The organism is Pedobacter ghigonis, from assembly GCF_903166585.1.
Lineage (GTDB): Bacteria > Bacteroidota > Bacteroidia > Sphingobacteriales > Sphingobacteriaceae > Pedobacter > Pedobacter ghigonis.
Genome location: NZ_CAESCM010000017.1, coordinates 93,164 through 109,173, shown reverse-complemented (window position 1 = coordinate 109,173; position 16,010 = coordinate 93,164). Strand labels below are relative to the sequence as shown.

The 16,010-nt window shown below is 39.0% G+C and carries 14 protein-coding genes; 5 read left to right on the top strand and 9 right to left on the bottom strand.

All coding sequences use genetic code 11. The features are described 5' to 3' along the window. Positions 1-604: 604 nt before the first annotated feature. Positions 605-1,258 carry a YceH family protein gene (locus HWV58_RS21030; protein WP_175635973.1) on the bottom strand — a complete coding sequence of 218 codons (654 nt, stop codon included), beginning with the start codon at positions 1,256-1,258 and terminating at the stop codon, positions 605-607. A 196-nt stretch (positions 1,259-1,454) separates the two neighbouring features. Here HWV58_RS21030 and HWV58_RS21025 point away from each other — a divergent pair, with 196 nt between their 5' ends. Further along, positions 1,455-2,501, top strand: a complete 1,047-nt coding sequence (locus tag HWV58_RS21025) for an NAD(P)-dependent alcohol dehydrogenase (RefSeq protein ID WP_175635972.1) — start codon at positions 1,455-1,457, stop codon at positions 2,499-2,501. A 47-nt stretch (positions 2,502-2,548) separates the two neighbouring features. Here the strand turns inward: HWV58_RS21025 and HWV58_RS21020 are convergent, their stop codons facing one another. The 3 genes from HWV58_RS21020 to HWV58_RS21010 all read right to left on the bottom strand — a co-directional run bounded on the left by HWV58_RS21020 (position 2,549) and on the right by HWV58_RS21010 (position 5,380). Next, positions 2,549-4,162, bottom strand: a complete 1,614-nt coding sequence (locus HWV58_RS21020) for a S8 family peptidase (protein WP_175635971.1) — start codon at positions 4,160-4,162, stop codon at positions 2,549-2,551. Positions 4,163-4,299: 137 nt separating this feature from the next. Further along, positions 4,300-4,743, bottom strand: coding sequence for a GNAT family N-acetyltransferase (locus tag HWV58_RS21015; protein ID WP_175635970.1), 444 nt, complete (start codon positions 4,741-4,743; stop codon positions 4,300-4,302). A gap of 145 nt (positions 4,744-4,888) precedes the next feature. Then, entirely contained in the window at positions 4,889-5,380 is a 492-nt protein-coding gene (locus HWV58_RS21010) for a YajQ family cyclic di-GMP-binding protein (RefSeq protein WP_175635969.1), read from the bottom strand. 76 nt (positions 5,381-5,456) lie between these two features. Between HWV58_RS21010 and HWV58_RS21005 the strand changes: the two genes are divergently transcribed. The 3 genes from HWV58_RS21005 to HWV58_RS20995 all read left to right on the top strand — a co-directional run bounded on the left by HWV58_RS21005 (position 5,457) and on the right by HWV58_RS20995 (position 9,098). After that, on the top strand, positions 5,457-6,056 hold the full coding sequence (locus HWV58_RS21005) for a hypothetical protein (protein WP_175635968.1): 600 nt from the start codon (positions 5,457-5,459) through the stop codon (positions 6,054-6,056). Between the two features lie 100 nt (positions 6,057-6,156). Beyond that, complete coding sequence (ppk1, locus tag HWV58_RS21000; protein ID WP_175635967.1) at positions 6,157-8,217, top strand: polyphosphate kinase 1; 2,061 nt, start codon at positions 6,157-6,159, stop codon at positions 8,215-8,217. Beyond that, positions 8,217-9,098 (top strand): Ppx/GppA phosphatase family protein, encoded by an 882-nt coding sequence (locus HWV58_RS20995; RefSeq protein WP_175635966.1) that lies wholly within the window; start codon positions 8,217-8,219, stop codon positions 9,096-9,098. Before ppk1 ends, HWV58_RS20995 begins: the two co-directional genes overlap by 1 nt. 45 nt (positions 9,099-9,143) lie before the next feature. On the opposite strand, the gene HWV58_RS20990 is transcribed toward HWV58_RS20995, so the two are convergent. From HWV58_RS20990 to HWV58_RS20970, 5 genes are all read right to left on the bottom strand, one after another. Beyond that, entirely contained in the window at positions 9,144-9,500 is a 357-nt protein-coding gene (locus tag HWV58_RS20990) for a DUF5655 domain-containing protein (RefSeq protein WP_175635965.1), read from the bottom strand. A gap of 6 nt (positions 9,501-9,506) precedes the next feature. Continuing rightward, positions 9,507-10,232 carry a 6-phosphogluconolactonase gene (gene pgl, locus HWV58_RS20985; protein ID WP_175635964.1) on the bottom strand — a complete coding sequence of 242 codons (726 nt, stop codon included), beginning with the start codon at positions 10,230-10,232 and terminating at the stop codon, positions 9,507-9,509. Positions 10,233-10,326: 94 nt separating this feature from the next. Beyond that, the gene (zwf, locus tag HWV58_RS20980) at positions 10,327-11,841 is read right to left on the bottom strand and encodes a glucose-6-phosphate dehydrogenase (protein ID WP_175635963.1); all 1,515 of its coding nucleotides are present in this window, start codon (positions 11,839-11,841) and stop codon (positions 10,327-10,329) included. A 29-nt stretch (positions 11,842-11,870) separates the two neighbouring features. Beyond that, positions 11,871-13,286, bottom strand: coding sequence for an NADP-dependent phosphogluconate dehydrogenase (gene gndA / locus HWV58_RS20975; RefSeq protein ID WP_175635962.1), 1,416 nt, complete (start codon positions 13,284-13,286; stop codon positions 11,871-11,873). Between the two features lie 101 nt (positions 13,287-13,387). Further along, entirely contained in the window at positions 13,388-14,146 is a 759-nt protein-coding gene (locus HWV58_RS20970; protein ID WP_175635961.1) for an ROK family protein, read from the bottom strand. A gap of 165 nt (positions 14,147-14,311) precedes the next feature. On the opposite strand from HWV58_RS20970, the gene HWV58_RS20965 reads away from it, so the two are divergent. Then, on the top strand, positions 14,312-15,529 hold the full coding sequence (locus tag HWV58_RS20965; RefSeq protein ID WP_175635960.1) for a sterol desaturase family protein: 1,218 nt from the start codon (positions 14,312-14,314) through the stop codon (positions 15,527-15,529). Positions 15,530-16,010: the final 481 nt, after the last annotated feature.

Here is a 16,010-nt window from a genome sequence, read left to right as displayed (position 1 = left end):
AGATTCTAAAAGGCAAAAAAGAGTGAGGCAATATCTCCGTGAGAACATACTATAAGAAGTTGTTTGGGCACAAATCAACTCTCACTCTTTTTCACTTAAATATGTTAAATTTATTATTTTTAAATTTCACAACAAACATAGGAGGCACGGAAAAACACGGAGAAATTATTGGGTAATAGTTAAATAACCAATATACAATAACCAATTATCAAGGGGGGCTGAAATGTATTCCATTCAGGAGTCACAAATAGATTAGTTATAAAGGTTTTTAGAAATGATGGTTGGATTTATGGGATTAGACTAATGGACTATTGACCAATGAACCAATTACTAAATAACCAATTATCAAACGGGTTTTGAAATACTCTCCACGAAAGCATCAATGACGATTTAGTTATGAAGATTTCTAGATTAGGCTAGGCTTCTCTATCATTGACAGTTTTCAATAGAAAATCGTCATTGCGAGGTACGAAGCAATCTTACAACTATGGGTTAATAGCGACAGGTAAGATTGCCTATCCAATGAAAAACTGGCTTCGAAATGACGTTCGGGCTATGGGTGGGGACTAATGAACTATTGACCAATAAACCATTGACCATCAAACTATTTATCCATCAATAAATTAACCAGTTCTTTCAGTTCTTCAACTTCCTTTTCCAGTTTTTCGATACGGTTTTCTAATTCTGCGGTATCGAATGGAGCTGCTGCTACGGTTGTTTCAGTTTCCGGTTCTGGGGTAATCTCAGCCTGTTCTCCAAGGAGATGAATAAAACGGGCTTCTTTTTGTCCTGTTCTTTTGGCCAATTGTTTTACAAAAGCGGGTTCCTCATCTGATAGCTTTTGAAGTTGCGCTAAAACTTCTTCAATACTCTCGAATTCGTATAATCTGCCTGAGTTACTGTTAATTTCGCCAGGAGTTAAAGGGCCACGTAATAATAAAAGGCAGATGATAGCTAGTTCAGAAGGCAACAAGGGATAAGCGATTGCCAGGTTGTGTTTATATTTAGTTGCACGACTGGAACCACCTGTAGCTGTTGAGATTAACCCTTTAATTTTAAGCTGGTTTAAGGTTAAGGTAATTGTTTCTTCATCGTAATTTACTACCGGGTTTCTCGAGCTTTTTTGGTTGCAGGCAGCGGTTAAGCTATTCAGCGTCATTGGGTAATAATCTGGGGTGGTCCGGCTTTTTTCTATTAATGCGCCTAAAACACGTTGTTCTTCTGCAGATAAATCGGGTAGTGGTTTTACGTTGTCCATTTTATAAAAATATAAATTGAATGAATATTTTGAAAATTATTTTGCTACAGCTTAATTTATAGGGGATTAGTTTAAAAGGGCTCATGTTTTAAGGTTTTTGCAAATAGAAATGCAACAATATGGCATATCCGGAAATGAAGCAGGCATGACGAATGCTAAAGCTTAATCTTCTAGCTTTGAATAAAACTTAAAATATATGATAGCTGCAAAAGGATACGCTGTTCACAGCCAAACCGATAAACTGGCTCCATGGAATTTCGAAAGAAGAAACGTTGGACCAAAAGATGTATTGATCGAAATCTTATTCAGCGGAATTTGCCATTCCGATATTCACCAGGTGCGTAGCGAGTGGGGACCTGCAAGGTACCCAATGGTTCCGGGCCACGAAATTGTGGGCCGCATAACCGAAGTAGGTTCGGCGGTATCTAAATTTAAAGTAGGCGATTTAGCGGGTATTGGCTGTATGGTTGATAGTTGTAAGGAATGCCCAACCTGCAAAGGCGGTCAGCAGCAGTTTTGCGAAAAAGGCGAAACCGTTTGGACTTACAACAGTGTAGAGCGCGATAAAACTACGCCAACTTACGGTGGCTACTCGAACAAAATTGTTTGTACCGAAGAATTTGTGGTTCATGTATCAGATAAACTTCCCCTGGCTGGTGTAGCACCTTTGCTTTGTGCCGGAATTACAACCTATTCGCCCATTAAAAGATGGGGCATTACCAAAGGACATAAAGTTGCCATTTTAGGTCTGGGTGGTTTAGGCCACATGGCGGTTAAATTTGCCGTTGCCTTTGGTGCCGAAGTTACGGTTTTAAGTACTTCTCCCTCAAAAGAAGCTGATGCCAGAAAATTAGGTGCCCATAATTTTGTGGTGACAAAAGATGCTGAACAACTGGCTCAATATGCGAAGCATTTCGATTTTATTATCGATTCGGTTTCAGCACCACATAACTACGAAATGTACTTTAAGCTTTTAAAGGTTAATGGTGTACACATTTGCGTAGGTTTACCGGCAGAGCCAATTAAATTCCCGGGTTCGGCTTTAATGCATGGCAACAGGGCTTTAACAGCTTCGAGTATTGGTGGTATTGAAGAAACGCAGGAGATGCTCGATTTTTGTGCGGCGCACGATATCGTTTCGGAGGTGGAAGTAATTAACATCAATTACGTAAACGAAGCCTATGAGCGGGTATTAAACAGCGATGTAAAGTATCGCTTTGTAATTGATATGGATACTTTATAATTCGATAAAGAAGTCAAGTTTTTAAAACTTGACTTCTTTAAAAATATTTATTTAGCAGTAGTTTTACCTGAGTAAGTAGCTGCTAATTTCAACGCATTGTAAGTATTAACGATACCTCCACTGATACAAAGATCAGAAAAAGGAACTGATACTTTCTCAGCACCTGGCTCTTCGCCTTTAGCATAAGAAACATTGTGGTTTACTTTTGTAACCGATTTAACAATGATTTCTTTAACCTGAGAAGCCGTTAATTTCGGATAGTAAGAACGGATTAAACCCGCTAAACCTGCAACAACAGGTGAGGCCATACTGGTACCATCTAAGTTTTTGTATTTAGAACCCGGTACAGTAGAGTAAATGTGTACACCTGGGGCAAAAACATCAACCTGTGTTTTACCGAAGTTAGAGAAACTGGCTTTTAATGTCTCATCGTCTGTTGGGCCAGAAGCGCCTACTGTAATCCACGATGCGATGGTTTTTTCATCCAGATCTTTATGGTTAGGGTAATTGGTTTCTACATCGATATCTTTGTTTTCGTTACCGGCAGCTTGTACAATCAATACGTCTTTAGAAGCAGCATATTTCATTGCATCATTAACAATTGCTTTATTCCAGCTATAGGCTTTACCAAAGCTCATGTTGATTACTTTAGCGCCATTATCAACCGCATAACGGATACCGTTTGCTACGTCTTTATCGCGTTCATCGCCATTTGGTGTACAACGTACACCCATAATGGCTACATTATCTGCAACACCCCAAATCCCGATTTTATTGGTTCTATCGGCTGCAATAATACCGGCAACGTGCGATCCGTGCATGGCATCCGGACCGGCAACATCATTGTTTCCGTAAAATTTCTCGTTAACATCATCCGGATTATCGCCAACAATATCGCGTGGGTTATAATCTAAGTTCAGGTTATATTCTGCCTGGCGGGTGTAATAATCGAAACCTTCTTTAATCTGGTCTTCGTAAAAATCTTTAAAGCTACCTTCTTCCAGTTGTTTTGCCAATACGCTTTGTATGCGGCCTTCAATTGGGGTGCTTGGTTTAAAGTTTTTGAAGTCTTCGGCAGTAGGATTTTCTTTGCCGATTTTTTTAACCACAGCATCAAGTGCGTTTTTAAATCCGCTAATGCCGGCTAAGTTTGCTTTAGCTTCGCCCAGTTGTTTCTCGAGGTCAGCTCTTTCTGCCTTAAAAGTTTCCCAGTCTTTCTTGTCTTTTTCTGCAACGTTTGCATCTGTTGTATTGGCAAAACGGGCCATATCGCGGCGTACCAAACGGGTTAACTCCAAGGTTTCAAAGTTTACCGATCCCTTTGGGCCACCAATGAAGTTCCAGCCATTAATATCATCGGCATAACCGTTTTTATCATCGTCTTTACCATTGCCGGCAATTTCTTTTTTGTTTACCCACATGATGCGTTTTAAGTCTTCATGTGTAGCTTCCACACCACCATCGTTAACGGCAACAATTACCTTAACCGATTTTTTGCCTTTTAAAAGCTCTTTATATGCTTTTTCGGTACTGATACCGAATGTACTATCACTTTTAAGATCAAGATTTTGCCAGTTTGCCTTTTGTGCCTGTACCAAAGCCGGTACCGCACTTACGAGCGCTGCACTTAAAAGCGCGCTGAAAATTCTACTTTTATTCATTCTATATTTTTGAATTAAACGCCGAAAGTTAATTTTAATTTTTCTATTAGACGAAAATGTATTAAAAATGATGTTTTCGGCACATTCCAAATAAAAAAATCCAGAAGGTTTTTCATCTGGATTTTAATTATGTTCGTTTATTTAGGCTCGCTGTAAATATTGGGAATTACAATACCCATTTGCCTTTCAGGGTTTTCGATTGCTGCAAAACCAAATTGTTCGTACAAGCCATGGGCATCTAAAGTAGCCAGCTGGTAGCGGCGCAGTCCCTGCAAATCGGGGTGGAAGATCATGAACGACATTAGCTTTTTGGATAAACCTTGTCCGCGGTAATTTTCTGCTACGTAAACATCGCAAAGCCAGGCAAAGGTTGCCTTATCGGTTACCCAACGGGCAAACCCGACCTGTTCATGGTTTTTATAGATGCCAAAGCAGAGCGAATTTGCAATTGAGCGTTTTACCGTTTCTAATGGGATATTTTTTGCCCAATAAGATTCTACACTTAAGTAATGATGTATGGCTTCGATATTTAAAAGCTCCTTTTTGTCAGAGAATATGAATCCGTTCTCGCTGATTTCCATTTTTTTAGGTTAATCGTAAGGGTTGGTTAATCGGTTAATTGTTTACAGGGGTTAACTGTATATTGTTCATTGGTTCAGTTGTCAGTAGTTCATTCGTAAGAATTTACTAAAACAGTTAACCGATTAACCAGTTTAAACAGTTAAACTAATTCCGCATGTTAATGTACTGCAAAGGTTGTCCGAAATCTTCGCCCCGGCATAAACTGATTACTGCCTGTAAATCATCGATTTTTTTAGCGGTAACCCTTACCTGATCGTCCATAATGGCTGGCTGTACTTTTAAGCCGCTGGCTTTAATTTTAGCAACAACTTTCTTGGCTGCTTCTTTATCCAAACCTTCCTTTATGCTGATTTCTTTTCTGATCATATTGCCCGAAGCAGCTTGTTCTTCACCAAAATCAAGGGCTTTCGGATCCAGGTTTTGTTTCAGCATACGCGAAATGATTGATCCTTCAATGGCTTTTAAGCGCATATCATCTTCGGTAACAATGGTTATCACATTGGTTTTCTTGTCCAGATCGACGGTGCTTTTCGAGCCGTTGAAATCGTAGCGGTTTAAGATTTCTTTTTTTGCATTGTTAATGGCGTTGTCGAGCGTTTGCGCATCAACTTTACTTACTATATCAAAAGAAGGCATGGTTTTAGCTTTAAAGTAAAAAAATAAGTAGATTTAGTAGAAATTATTCTGTCCTCACAAAAAAACGAAAAATAATATGAAAACCACTAAGCCGAAGTCTCAAAAAAAGATCACGAAAAAGGAAGTGAAGAAACAATTAGAGCAATCTATAACCGACAAATTTCTGGAAGTAATCAAAAGTTTAGGCCATGATGTATCAGAAATCAGTGTGGAAGTGGGGAAGGCCAGTAAGCGTGTTGCGAAAAAGCTAACCAAGAAATTTACCATCGTAAAGGCCGAAGTTGGACAAAAAATAGATGATTTGGTGCATGCATCGAAAGAGAAAACCAAAGAGGTTAAAAAGCCTGTTGCTAAAACACTGAGTAAATCGGAAAAAACTGCAGAAAAGGTGGTGAAGAAGGCAGTAGCCAAAGCCAAACCTGTAGTGCAGAGCGTTAAAGTTGCTGCTATTGCTACCGAAGAAAAAGCCGAAAAAGTATTGGCAAAACCAGAAGCTGCAGTTAAAGAAATAGTAGCGAAGGCTGTACCAGTAGTTAAGAAAGCTGTTCCGGCAAGTAAAGTGCCTGCAAAAACGGTAACAGCACCAAAAAGCGAAAAAGCCGCTCCGGTTAAGAAAACAACAACAAAAGCAGCCACAGCAGTTAAGAAAACAGCTAAAACACCAGCCAAAAAATAAATTTGTTAACGTTAATACGTCAATTAATTAACATCGATTTAACAAATTAATATGCAGTTTTGAACATCCCTGTTTTGGCAGGGATTTTTTATTTTTTTAAATGAGTAAGAAGAAGATACCGTTTTTTAACCGCGAAATTAGCTGGCTTTATTTTAATGAGCGCGTGCTGCAGGAAGCAGCCGATGAAACTGTGCCGCTAATTGAACGTATTAAGTTTCTTTCGATCTTTTCGTCAAATTTAGAGGAGTTTTACCGTGTTCGTGTCGCTACCATGACCCGTTTAACCAATCTGAACGACAAAGCCAAAGCACTCTTAGGATTTAACCCTAAAAAAATCCTGAATGAGATTAAAAACATCGTAGTAAAACAGGAACGCAAATTCGACCAGCTTTTTCAGGCTACACTGATCAATGAACTGGCGCAGAACCGGATTTTTATTTTAAACGATACCCAGCTCAATGTAAGCCGTGGCGAGTTCGTTAAAAATCATTTCAGGGATAAAATTTTATCGAACCTGGTGCCCATTATGCTGGATATGGATAAGCCTTTTCCTGAACTTAAAGACAGGTTTCTGTATTTCTTCGTTAAATTATCGAAAAAAGATACCAAGTTAAGGGAAAAGTATGCGTTGATCGAAATTCCGCCCAGTTTACCGCGGTTTCTTGTACTACCAGAAACAAACGACTTAAAATTTATTATCCTGGCCGAAGATATTATCCGCTATTGCCTGGATGATATCTTCTATATTTTTACTTACGATAATTTAGAAGCGTACTCCATTCAGTTAACCCGCGATGCGGAGTTGGATATTGATAACAATGTGAGCGATAAATTTATCGAAGACCTTAAAAACAGCCTCGAAAAGCGCAAAAAAGGTAAACCAATGCGCTTGTTGTACGATTCGGCGATGCCTTTAAACATGCTTACGGTTTTGGTAAACAAGCTTAAGCTGGAGGCAGAGAGTTTAATTCCGGGGAACCGTTACCATAAGTTTGGCGATTTTATCGCATTCCCGAATGTGGGTAAAAAGGAGTTGGAGTACACGCCTAATGTTCCGTTAAAGGTGCACGATTTACACCGTACACAAAGTGTCTTTGCCAAGGTTGCGCAAAAAGATTATCTGGTTAACCTGCCATACCAATCGTACGATTATATCATTTTGTTTCTTCGCGAGGCTGCTATCGACCCGAAAGTAACTGAAATACAGATTACACTCTATCGCCTGGCCGAAAATTCGAAAGTAATTAATGCTTTAATTAATGCAGCAAAAAACGGTAAAGCGGTTTCGGTTGTACTGGAACTGAAAGCCCGTTTCGATGAACAGGCTAATATTTTCTGGACAACGCGTTTAATGGAAGAAGGCGTTAAGGTAAATTATGGCCTTACCGATTATAAAGTGCACTCTAAAATTTGTTTGGTTAAGCGGATTGAAAAGGATAAACCGGTGTATTACGCCAATTTAGCCACCGGTAACTTTAATGAAAAAACAGCAGGTTTATATTGCGACCACAGTATTTTTACGGCCAGAAAGGAAATTACCAACGATTTAGTTAAACTTTTCGATGCCCTGAACAAAAGAACCGTTACTGGTGGTTTTAAGCATTTAATTGTTTCGCCATTAGAAAGCAGGTCGAAACTGGTTAATTTCATTAACCGCGAAATTAGAAATGCCAGGGCCGGTAAAATGGCTTACATCCTGCTTAAAGTGAATAGTTTGGCTGATGAAGGCATTATTGCCAAGCTTTACGATGCGAGCAATGCAGGGGTTAAAATACAGTTGATTGTACGCGGCATTTGCTGCTTAATTCCGGGTGTTAAGGGCTTTAGCGAAAATATTACGGCCATCAGCATTATCGATAAATTTTTGGAGCATGCGCGTGTTTACATTTTTGGCAACAACGGGAAAAACGACATGTATTTATCATCAGCCGACCTCATGAGCCGGAATTTCGAACACCGCGTAGAAGTGGGCTTTCCGGTATTAGATCACGATGTTAAGCAGGAAATACAGGATATTATCGATCTGCAACTGCAGGATAATACCAAATCAAGGCAAATTAATGCCTTGAATAACAATAAATATCATAAAAACAGATTAAGTAAAAAAATAAGAGCGCAGGTAGACATCTACAACTATTTAAAAACCAAGCATCAATCATAATGTTAAGATACGCAGCTATAGATATCGGTTCGAATGCCGTGAGGTTACTCATTGCCGATATCAGCAAACAGGAGGGAAAATACAAATACAAGAAAAATACGCTTATCCGTGTGCCATTAAGGCTTGGCGATGATGCGTTTTTGGATCAGCATATTTCGGAGAAAAAATCGGCAGATCTGGTAAAAACCATGACCGCTTTTAAAAACCTGATGGATGTGTATCACGTTTCCGAATACCTGGCCTGTGCTACTTCTGCCATGCGCGAAGCCAATAACGGACAAGATATTGTAAAGCTGATTAAGCAACAAACCGACCTGACCCTCGAAATTATTGAAGGACAACGTGAGGCTAATATCATCTACGCCAACCATATTGAAGAGGAACTGGATGAGAATAAAACCTATCTCTACATTGATGTGGGTGGTGGTAGTACGGAATTATCAGTTTTTGTAAAGGGCGTACCCGAGGCTTCGAGGTCTTTCAATATCGGTACCATCAGGATGCTCGATAACCAGGATAAGGAAGAAACCTGGGATGAAATGAAAGACTGGGTAAAAGAACATACCAAAGCTTACAAACATTTGGCTGGCATCGGAACGGGTGGAAACATTAATAAGCTCTTCCGCATGTCGGACGAGAAGGAAAACGCACCTTTATCGTTGCAAAAGCTCAATGCAATGTATAATAAGTTAACCAGTTACTCTTTAAAGGAACGGATTAATACACTGGGTTTAAATCCTGACCGTGCCGACGTAATTATTCCGGCCTGCGAGATTTACCTGACTTTAATGAAATGGACAGGTATTAAGCAGATTTACGTGCCTAAGGTAGGATTAGCTGATGGTATTATTAAGCTTTTGATAGAAGAAAAACTGGATTAAGCTGGTTGTTAATTCCTGGTCCGTAGAGATATGGACCAAGGCTTGTTAGTCATTTTTCATCGCCATTTTCAGGAACCCTTTTACTTCATCATTTACATCTTCTTCAAAATAGATTCTTAAATGGTGGTTAAACTGATTGGTTCCGGGTACCTGTGCAATTTTGGTAAAGCAAAGGTTGTCTTCATGAGCCTTATCGAACGGAATAACTACATGAATGAAATTTTTGCCCAGTTGGGTAATATAAGCGAAGCTTTTTTTGCTTTCAACAGCAATCATCGATTTAGTAGGACGAAGGCTAACTGTGCCCAGCTCCGCTAGTTGAGCAACAAAAAAACGGAATAACCCTAAGGTATATTCCGTTTTTCCGTTTAAAAAGTCTGATAACTGTTGCTCGTCAGACATGGTAATTTAATCTTCTAATAATTTAGTGGCTGCCTCGTCGGTAAACCAGGTTAATTTACCCTCAATTGGGTTAATCAGTTGAGAAGGGTAGGTATCTACATCTTTTTGTGTATCGCCAATTACATGCTTTAAAGCTTCTGCCTTGTTCTCTCCAAAAACCAGGAAGGCCACATTGTCGGCCTTATTGATTAACGGAGCAGTAAAGCTGATACGGTAAGTGTTTAATTTCTCTACAAATACCGAAGCAATGTTCACTTCTTCATCTTTAACCAAAGTAGTATGCGGGAAAATAGAGGCGGTGTGCGCATCATCACCCATACCAAGCAGAATCAGATCGAAAGCAATATCATCGCCGTTAAAATGCTTATCAATTGCTTTTTTGTATTCTATAGCCGCTTTTTCAGGTGCTAAAGTAGTATCTACATAAAAGATATGATCTTCTTTAATACCCAACGGATCTAAAATTGCTTTTTTAGCCATTAAGCCGTTATAGTTGTCGTCGGTGGCCGGTACATTGCGCTCATCGCCGAAAAAGAAATAAACTTTTTCCCAGTCAATCCTGTGCTGGCACTCTGTTGCCAAAAAGTGGTACAAAGCTTTTGGTGAGCTACCTCCGGTTAAAACAAAATTAAAGCGATCGTTTTCTTCGATAGACATTTCTGCAATCTTGATCACGTAGTCGGCTAAATCCTGATTTAACTCTTCGAGGGTTTTGTATATGAGTAAATTCATGCTGTGAGTAATATATACGTCATGCTGAATTTATTTCAGCACCTCTCTTTTAAAGAGACCCTGAAATAAATTCAGCATGACGTTTGGGTGTATTTTAATCCTTATTCTTCAATGGCAGGTTAAACCAGTGGAAACCATCTCTTGCAATTAGTGCTTCAGCTTCTTCGGGTCCCCAGCTATCGGCAGGGTAATTAGGGAAGTTGATTGATTTTTTGCTTTCCCAGGTGTTTAAGATTGGCATAACCAACTCCCAAGCTGCCTCTACCTGATCGCCGCGCATAAACAGGGTCTGATCGCCCATCATGGCATCAAGCAATAAAGTTTCGTAAGCTTCTGGGGTATCGCCTTCGTAAGTTCCTTTGTAATCGAAAACCATATCAACCGGGTTCAGTACCATATCCAATCCAGGGCGTTTAGCCTGTACCTGCATGCGGATACTCATTTCTGGCTGGATGCTGATTACCAAACGGTTTTGTTGCCAGTTTTCGGTTACACCTGAAGAGAAAATCTGGTGCGGTACATCTCTGAACTGGATGGTAATTAATGATGAAGTTTGGTTTAAACGTTTTCCTGTTCTCAAATAGAAAGGAATGCCTTGCCATCTCCAGTTATCGATGTGGAATTTAACTGCAGCAAATGTTTCGGTATTAGAATGTGCATCAACACCTTTTTCCTGACGGTATCCAGGTACTTCCTTACCTTCAACCCAACCTTTACTGTATTGCCCACGAACGGTATGAAAACGGATATCTTCTGCAGAAAAAGGACGCATAGCCCTTAAAACCTCAACTTTACGGTTCCTGATTTCATCAGCATCAAAATTAATTGGCGCTTCCATTCCAACTAAACAAAGCAATTGCAACAGGTGATTTTGAATCATATCTCTCAAAGCACCAGAACCTTCATAATAACCTCCACGATCGCCTACGCCTAATTGTTCGGTTACCGAAATTTGAACGTGATCGATGTAAGATCTGTTCCATAACGGCTCGAACAATGCATTGGCAAAACGGAAAGCCATCATGTTTTGTACCGTTTCTTTACCGAGGTAATGATCGATACGATAGATCTGTTTTTCGGTAAAAATGGTGCTCAATAATGTATTGAGCTCTTTTGCCGATTCCAAATCGTGTCCGAAAGGTTTCTCGATAACAATACGGCTGTTGTCTTCGTCTTGTGTAAGTTTATATTTCTGTAAACACTCGGCAATAATCGGGAAGAAGTTTGGAGCCACAGCAAGGTAGAAAATTACCTGTGTGTTCGGTCCATATTCCTTCTGGTATTTTTCTACCGCATCTTTCAGGTTTTCGAAAGTTTTAGGCTGTGCAAAATCGGTAGGGCAATAGTGGATGGTATTTCCAAAAGCATCCCATTTCTCCTTTTTTACTTTTCCGCTGCGCGAAAATTGGTTTACAGCTTCTTCTAAGGCAGTTTTGTAGCTGTCGTCAGTAAATTCGGTTCTACCAGTACCAATAATGGCAAACTTCTCTGGCATGTAACCCTCCATAAATAAATTGTATAGGGCAGGTGCTAATTTTCTTTTGTTCAAATCACCTGTTCCGCCAAATATTACAAATATGGTCGGGTTTAATGCGGTTTTGGTTTTCATTTTTTGTCTTTGTTCGTAAGTGTACTTGGTTATGATAATTTGTTCCAGTCGGCATGGAAAACACCTTCTTTATCAATACGTTCGAAAGTGTGCGCACCAAAGAAATCTCTCTGCGCCTGTATTAAGTTAGAAGGCATCCGGCCTGTGGTGATGGTATCGAAATAAGTCAGGGTAGAGGCAAACGCAGGAATACCTAAACCTGAGTTGATACAGGCGGCTATCGTTTTGCGTGTTCCGGCTAAAGTACCTTTAATGATGTTCTGGATTCCAGGATCGCCAAAAAGGTGCTCTAAAGCATTGTTGTTATCGTAAGCTTTATAAATATCGGCTAAGAAAGTAGCCCTGATGATGCAGCCACCGCGCCAGATTTTTGCAATTTCCTGTAATTGTAAATCGTACTGGTATTCTTTTGATGCCTGCACCAATAAGTGCATACCTTGTGCATAAGCACTGATCATCGAAAAATAGAAGGCATCTTCTAATTCATCAACGGTAACTTCAATTTTAGTGTCTTTTTTGCCAAATGCTTCTTCAAGCGATACCCTTAATTTTTTAAATTTAGATAAATCGCGGTTAGAAACAGCTTCGTTAATGGTTGGTACAGGTAACTGAAGTTCCATCGAAACTTCTGAAGTCCATTTTCCTGTTCCTTTTGAACGTGCTTCGTCTTTAATCTGATCTAAAAGATCGTTTTGAGTTTCTGTATCTTTAAAGACAAAAATTTCAGTGGTAATTTCCAGAAGGAAAGACTGCAGTTTACCTTCATTCCATTTTTTGAAAACTTTATAAATTTCGTCGTTAGAGTAGCCTAAGCCATTTTTAAGAATGCCATATACTTCAGCAATGAGCTGCATAATGGCATACTCAATACCATTGTGTACCATTTTTACAAAGTGACCAGAAGCGCCCGGACCAATGTAGGTTACACAAGGATCGGTACCAACTTTCGCGGCAACTGCATCAAAAACATCTTTTACTACATTGTAAGCTTGTTTGTCGCCACCCGGCATCATACTCGGACCGAAGCGCGCACCTTCTTCACCACCTGAAATACCCATGCCGAAGAAATGTAAACCATCTTTCTCCAGTTCATCTACACGGCGGTTAGTATCGGTAAAATGTGAGTTTCCGCTATCGATAATAATATCGCCTTTGCTTAAAAGCGGTTTCAATTCGGCAATAACGCTATCTACAATCGGGCCTGCAGGTACCAATAAAATCAGGGTACGCGGTGTTTGTAAGCTCGAAATAAAGCTTTCAATATCATTAAAGCCTTCCAATTGATGGGTTTTGCCTTCTTCTTCAAGCTTAGCAATCATTTTGGTGTCTTTATCGTAACCGGTTACCGAAAAGCCTTTATCAGCCATGTTTAATAAAAGGTTGCGGCCCATAGTGCCCAAACCAATCATTCCCAATTTATATTTTTTCGAATCGTTATTTGCCATTTTTTATTTTTTTGAATGCACCCAAAAATAGGGTTTACAAATTAATATTGCAGATTTTGTTGTTAAAAGATTGTAATAAACAGTGATTTTTTAAAATAGTGCTATTTTTTAGGAGATACCGTGAAAATATTATACTTATCAGCCAGTTTCCAGAGTTTTGCACCCCCTTTAATGCCATCGCGATTGGTTACAATCTGAATATTGCTTTCGAGTTTAAAATCGATTTGTTTCGAATTACCGCCGCCAATGTAAAGCGTATCGTAATTAAATACCGTTTTATAGGTTTCGATTACCTTTTTAAGCCTTTTGTTCCAGCGTTCTGCGCCAATTTTCTCGAAGGCTTTATTGCCAATATAATCGTCGTAATCTTCTTCTTTACTAATAGGGAAGTGGGCCAGTTCTAAATGGGGCAACAGTTCGCCATCAAATAACAAAGCGGTACCAAAGCCTGTGCCTACGGTAAAAACAATTTCAAAGCCTTTACCCGCAACCACACCTAAACCTTGCTGGTCGGCATCGTTAACCAAACGCACAGGGTGGCCCAGTACATTGGCCACGCGTTGGGCAAGATCAATATCTTCCCATTTGTTTTTTGCCAGGTTAGGGGCAGTTTTAACTACACCATTTTTAACGTAACCCGGAAAACCAATAGAAATCCGGTTGTAGGTTTTGGGAAAAGGTTTAACCAGTTCTGCTATCCCGTTAACAATATCCTTAGGTGTAGCCTCTGGTGGAGTTTTGCTTTTTACATATTCATTAAGCATGTTGCCGCTTTCATCCAACAACACCGATTTAATACTTGTGCCGCCAATATCGATAGATAATATATTGTTATTGTCAACTTTTTTCTGTGTAGCCATAGTATGTCTTTATGGGATCGAAGTTCTGTAAATATTTTAAAATGGCAAACTATAAATAGATATAGAGGTAATCAATATGTAATAAAATAAATCTATAAAATCTATGTATTTAGTAGAATATAATTATGTTTGCAACGTTAAACTTAAAAAAATATTAAAAGTGTTATGACGGTAAACTACCTCGCATTTGCTATTCCTGCGTTTTTTATTTTCGTTTTTATTGAATTTAAAATTGCTCAGCACCAAAAAAGGGCTAAGGTTTTTAAATACGAAAGTACGGTTGCAAATTTTAGTGTAGGTATTGCCGAACGTTTACTGAATTTATTCATTGCAGCCAGTTTTTATCAGGTTTACCAGTGGGTATATGCTAATTATGCCCTGTTTAATATTTCTACCGCCTGGTATGTATGGATTTTACTGCTGCTATCAACCGATCTGGTTTGGTATTGGTACCACAGGTTGGGGCACGAAATTAATTTTTTGTGGGCTGCCCACATTGTACACCACCAGAGCGAAGAGTTTAACCTTTCGGCAGCTGCGCGGATTACCACCATACAGGCTGTTTTTCGCAATGTTTTCTGGTGTATACTACCGTTAATCGGCTTTCATCCCAATATGATTATTACCATATTACTGGCGCATGGAGCTTATTCTTTTTTTACGCATACACAGCTGATTGGAAAGATTGGCTGGTTGGAAAATGTACTGATTACACCTTCTTTGCATGGCGTGCATCATGCGTCGGATGAAAAATACCTGGATAAAAATTATGGTGACGTTTTTGTTTTCTGGGATAAACTTTTCGGGACTTTCCAGACAGAAGAGGAAGCACCCAAGTATGGGCTAACGCATCCCATTAAAAGCTATAGTTTTCTGTGGCAACATTTTCATTATTACTTAGAGATAGGAGAGGCGTACCGCCGTGCAGAAGGATTTAAAGCCAAATGGAATGCTGTTTTTGGAAGTCCGGCTTTAATGGATCAGAATATTCGCCCGGTTTTGGAAGAACGTTATTTTCAAAACAAAACGCAGGATATAGCCAGGCCTAAGTTTAAAACCTATTTAAACCTACAGCTCATTTTGGTAGTAACCATGCTTACCGGCACAACTTTGATATACAGCTCCTTAACTACGCTGAACAAGGTAGCTATACTCATCTTTATTTTGGTAACGCTGATTAATATTGGCGCACTTTTGGAACAACGGAAATGGATTTATTACCTCGAATGTTTCAGGTTAATCCTCATTGTTGGCTTCTTTTTCTACACCTACAACCTGCTTGGTTTTTTAATATTCCCTGTAATTATTTTAATCGCACTTGAGCGCACTTTCTCTTTACGTAAACTTTACATGAAGCATGTTTTTGAATATGTAAAAGCCTGATAATTGTGTTTCTTTAGCTTTCGATTTGAGTTAGCATATAAATGTTACACTTAAATGTTTCGTTTTGTTGCTATCCTTTTTTACATCCCGTTTCGGTGTGTAATGAAATTATTACGCGACAGTGGAGTCTTGTTTATTTGTAAGCATTAACAGCTATTTTTCCTTTATTTAGCGCTTTTAGCTCATTTTTTAGATCAGTTTTGATATAAATTGGTCGTGTCTTTCTTTTGGTAAACCTCCAAATTCGTGTCTTTTTAAACATTCAATAGAAAAAAAAACTATTGCTGCGTTTTATTATTTTTACTTTCGATTTGTTTTTATAATTTTAATTAATGAAATATAAAGTAATATAAACGAAAATAAAACGCAACATTTCGCTGTCGTCTTTAATACGTTAATACTTGCTTAACATATTTTTAACATAAACAGGCTTACTTTGCCCGCAAATCCGGACGAAATAAATCGAAATTATGAACCCTAT

Bases quoted from the DNA above. Each gene is read 5' to 3' on its own strand.
- HWV58_RS21015 (WP_175635970.1), bottom strand. From the start codon at position 4,743: ATGGAAATCAGCGAGAACGGATTCATATTCTCTGACAAAAAGGAGCTT.
- HWV58_RS20995 (WP_175635966.1), top strand. From the start codon at position 8,217: ATGTTAAGATACGCAGCTATAGATATCGGTTCGAATGCCGTGAGGTTA.
- HWV58_RS21010 (WP_175635969.1), bottom strand. From the start codon at position 5,380: ATGCCTTCTTTTGATATAGTAAGTAAAGTTGATGCGCAAACGCTCGAC.
- HWV58_RS20970 (WP_175635961.1), bottom strand. From the start codon at position 14,146: ATGGCTACACAGAAAAAAGTTGACAATAACAATATATTATCTATCGAT.
- zwf (WP_175635963.1), bottom strand. From the start codon at position 11,841: ATGAAAACCAAAACCGCATTAAACCCGACCATATTTGTAATATTTGGC.
- HWV58_RS20965 (WP_175635960.1), top strand. From the start codon at position 14,312: ATGACGGTAAACTACCTCGCATTTGCTATTCCTGCGTTTTTTATTTTC.
- HWV58_RS21025 (WP_175635972.1), top strand. From the start codon at position 1,455: ATGATAGCTGCAAAAGGATACGCTGTTCACAGCCAAACCGATAAACTG.
- HWV58_RS20990 (WP_175635965.1), bottom strand. From the start codon at position 9,500: ATGTCTGACGAGCAACAGTTATCAGACTTTTTAAACGGAAAAACGGAA.
- gndA (WP_175635962.1), bottom strand. From the start codon at position 13,286: ATGGCAAATAACGATTCGAAAAAATATAAATTGGGAATGATTGGTTTG.
- HWV58_RS21020 (WP_175635971.1), bottom strand. From the start codon at position 4,162: ATGAATAAAAGTAGAATTTTCAGCGCGCTTTTAAGTGCAGCGCTCGTA.
- HWV58_RS21005 (WP_175635968.1), top strand. From the start codon at position 5,457: ATGAAAACCACTAAGCCGAAGTCTCAAAAAAAGATCACGAAAAAGGAA.
- ppk1 (WP_175635967.1), top strand. From the start codon at position 6,157: ATGAGTAAGAAGAAGATACCGTTTTTTAACCGCGAAATTAGCTGGCTT.
- pgl (WP_175635964.1), bottom strand. From the start codon at position 10,232: ATGAATTTACTCATATACAAAACCCTCGAAGAGTTAAATCAGGATTTA.
- HWV58_RS21030 (WP_175635973.1), bottom strand. From the start codon at position 1,258: ATGGACAACGTAAAACCACTACCCGATTTATCTGCAGAAGAACAACGT.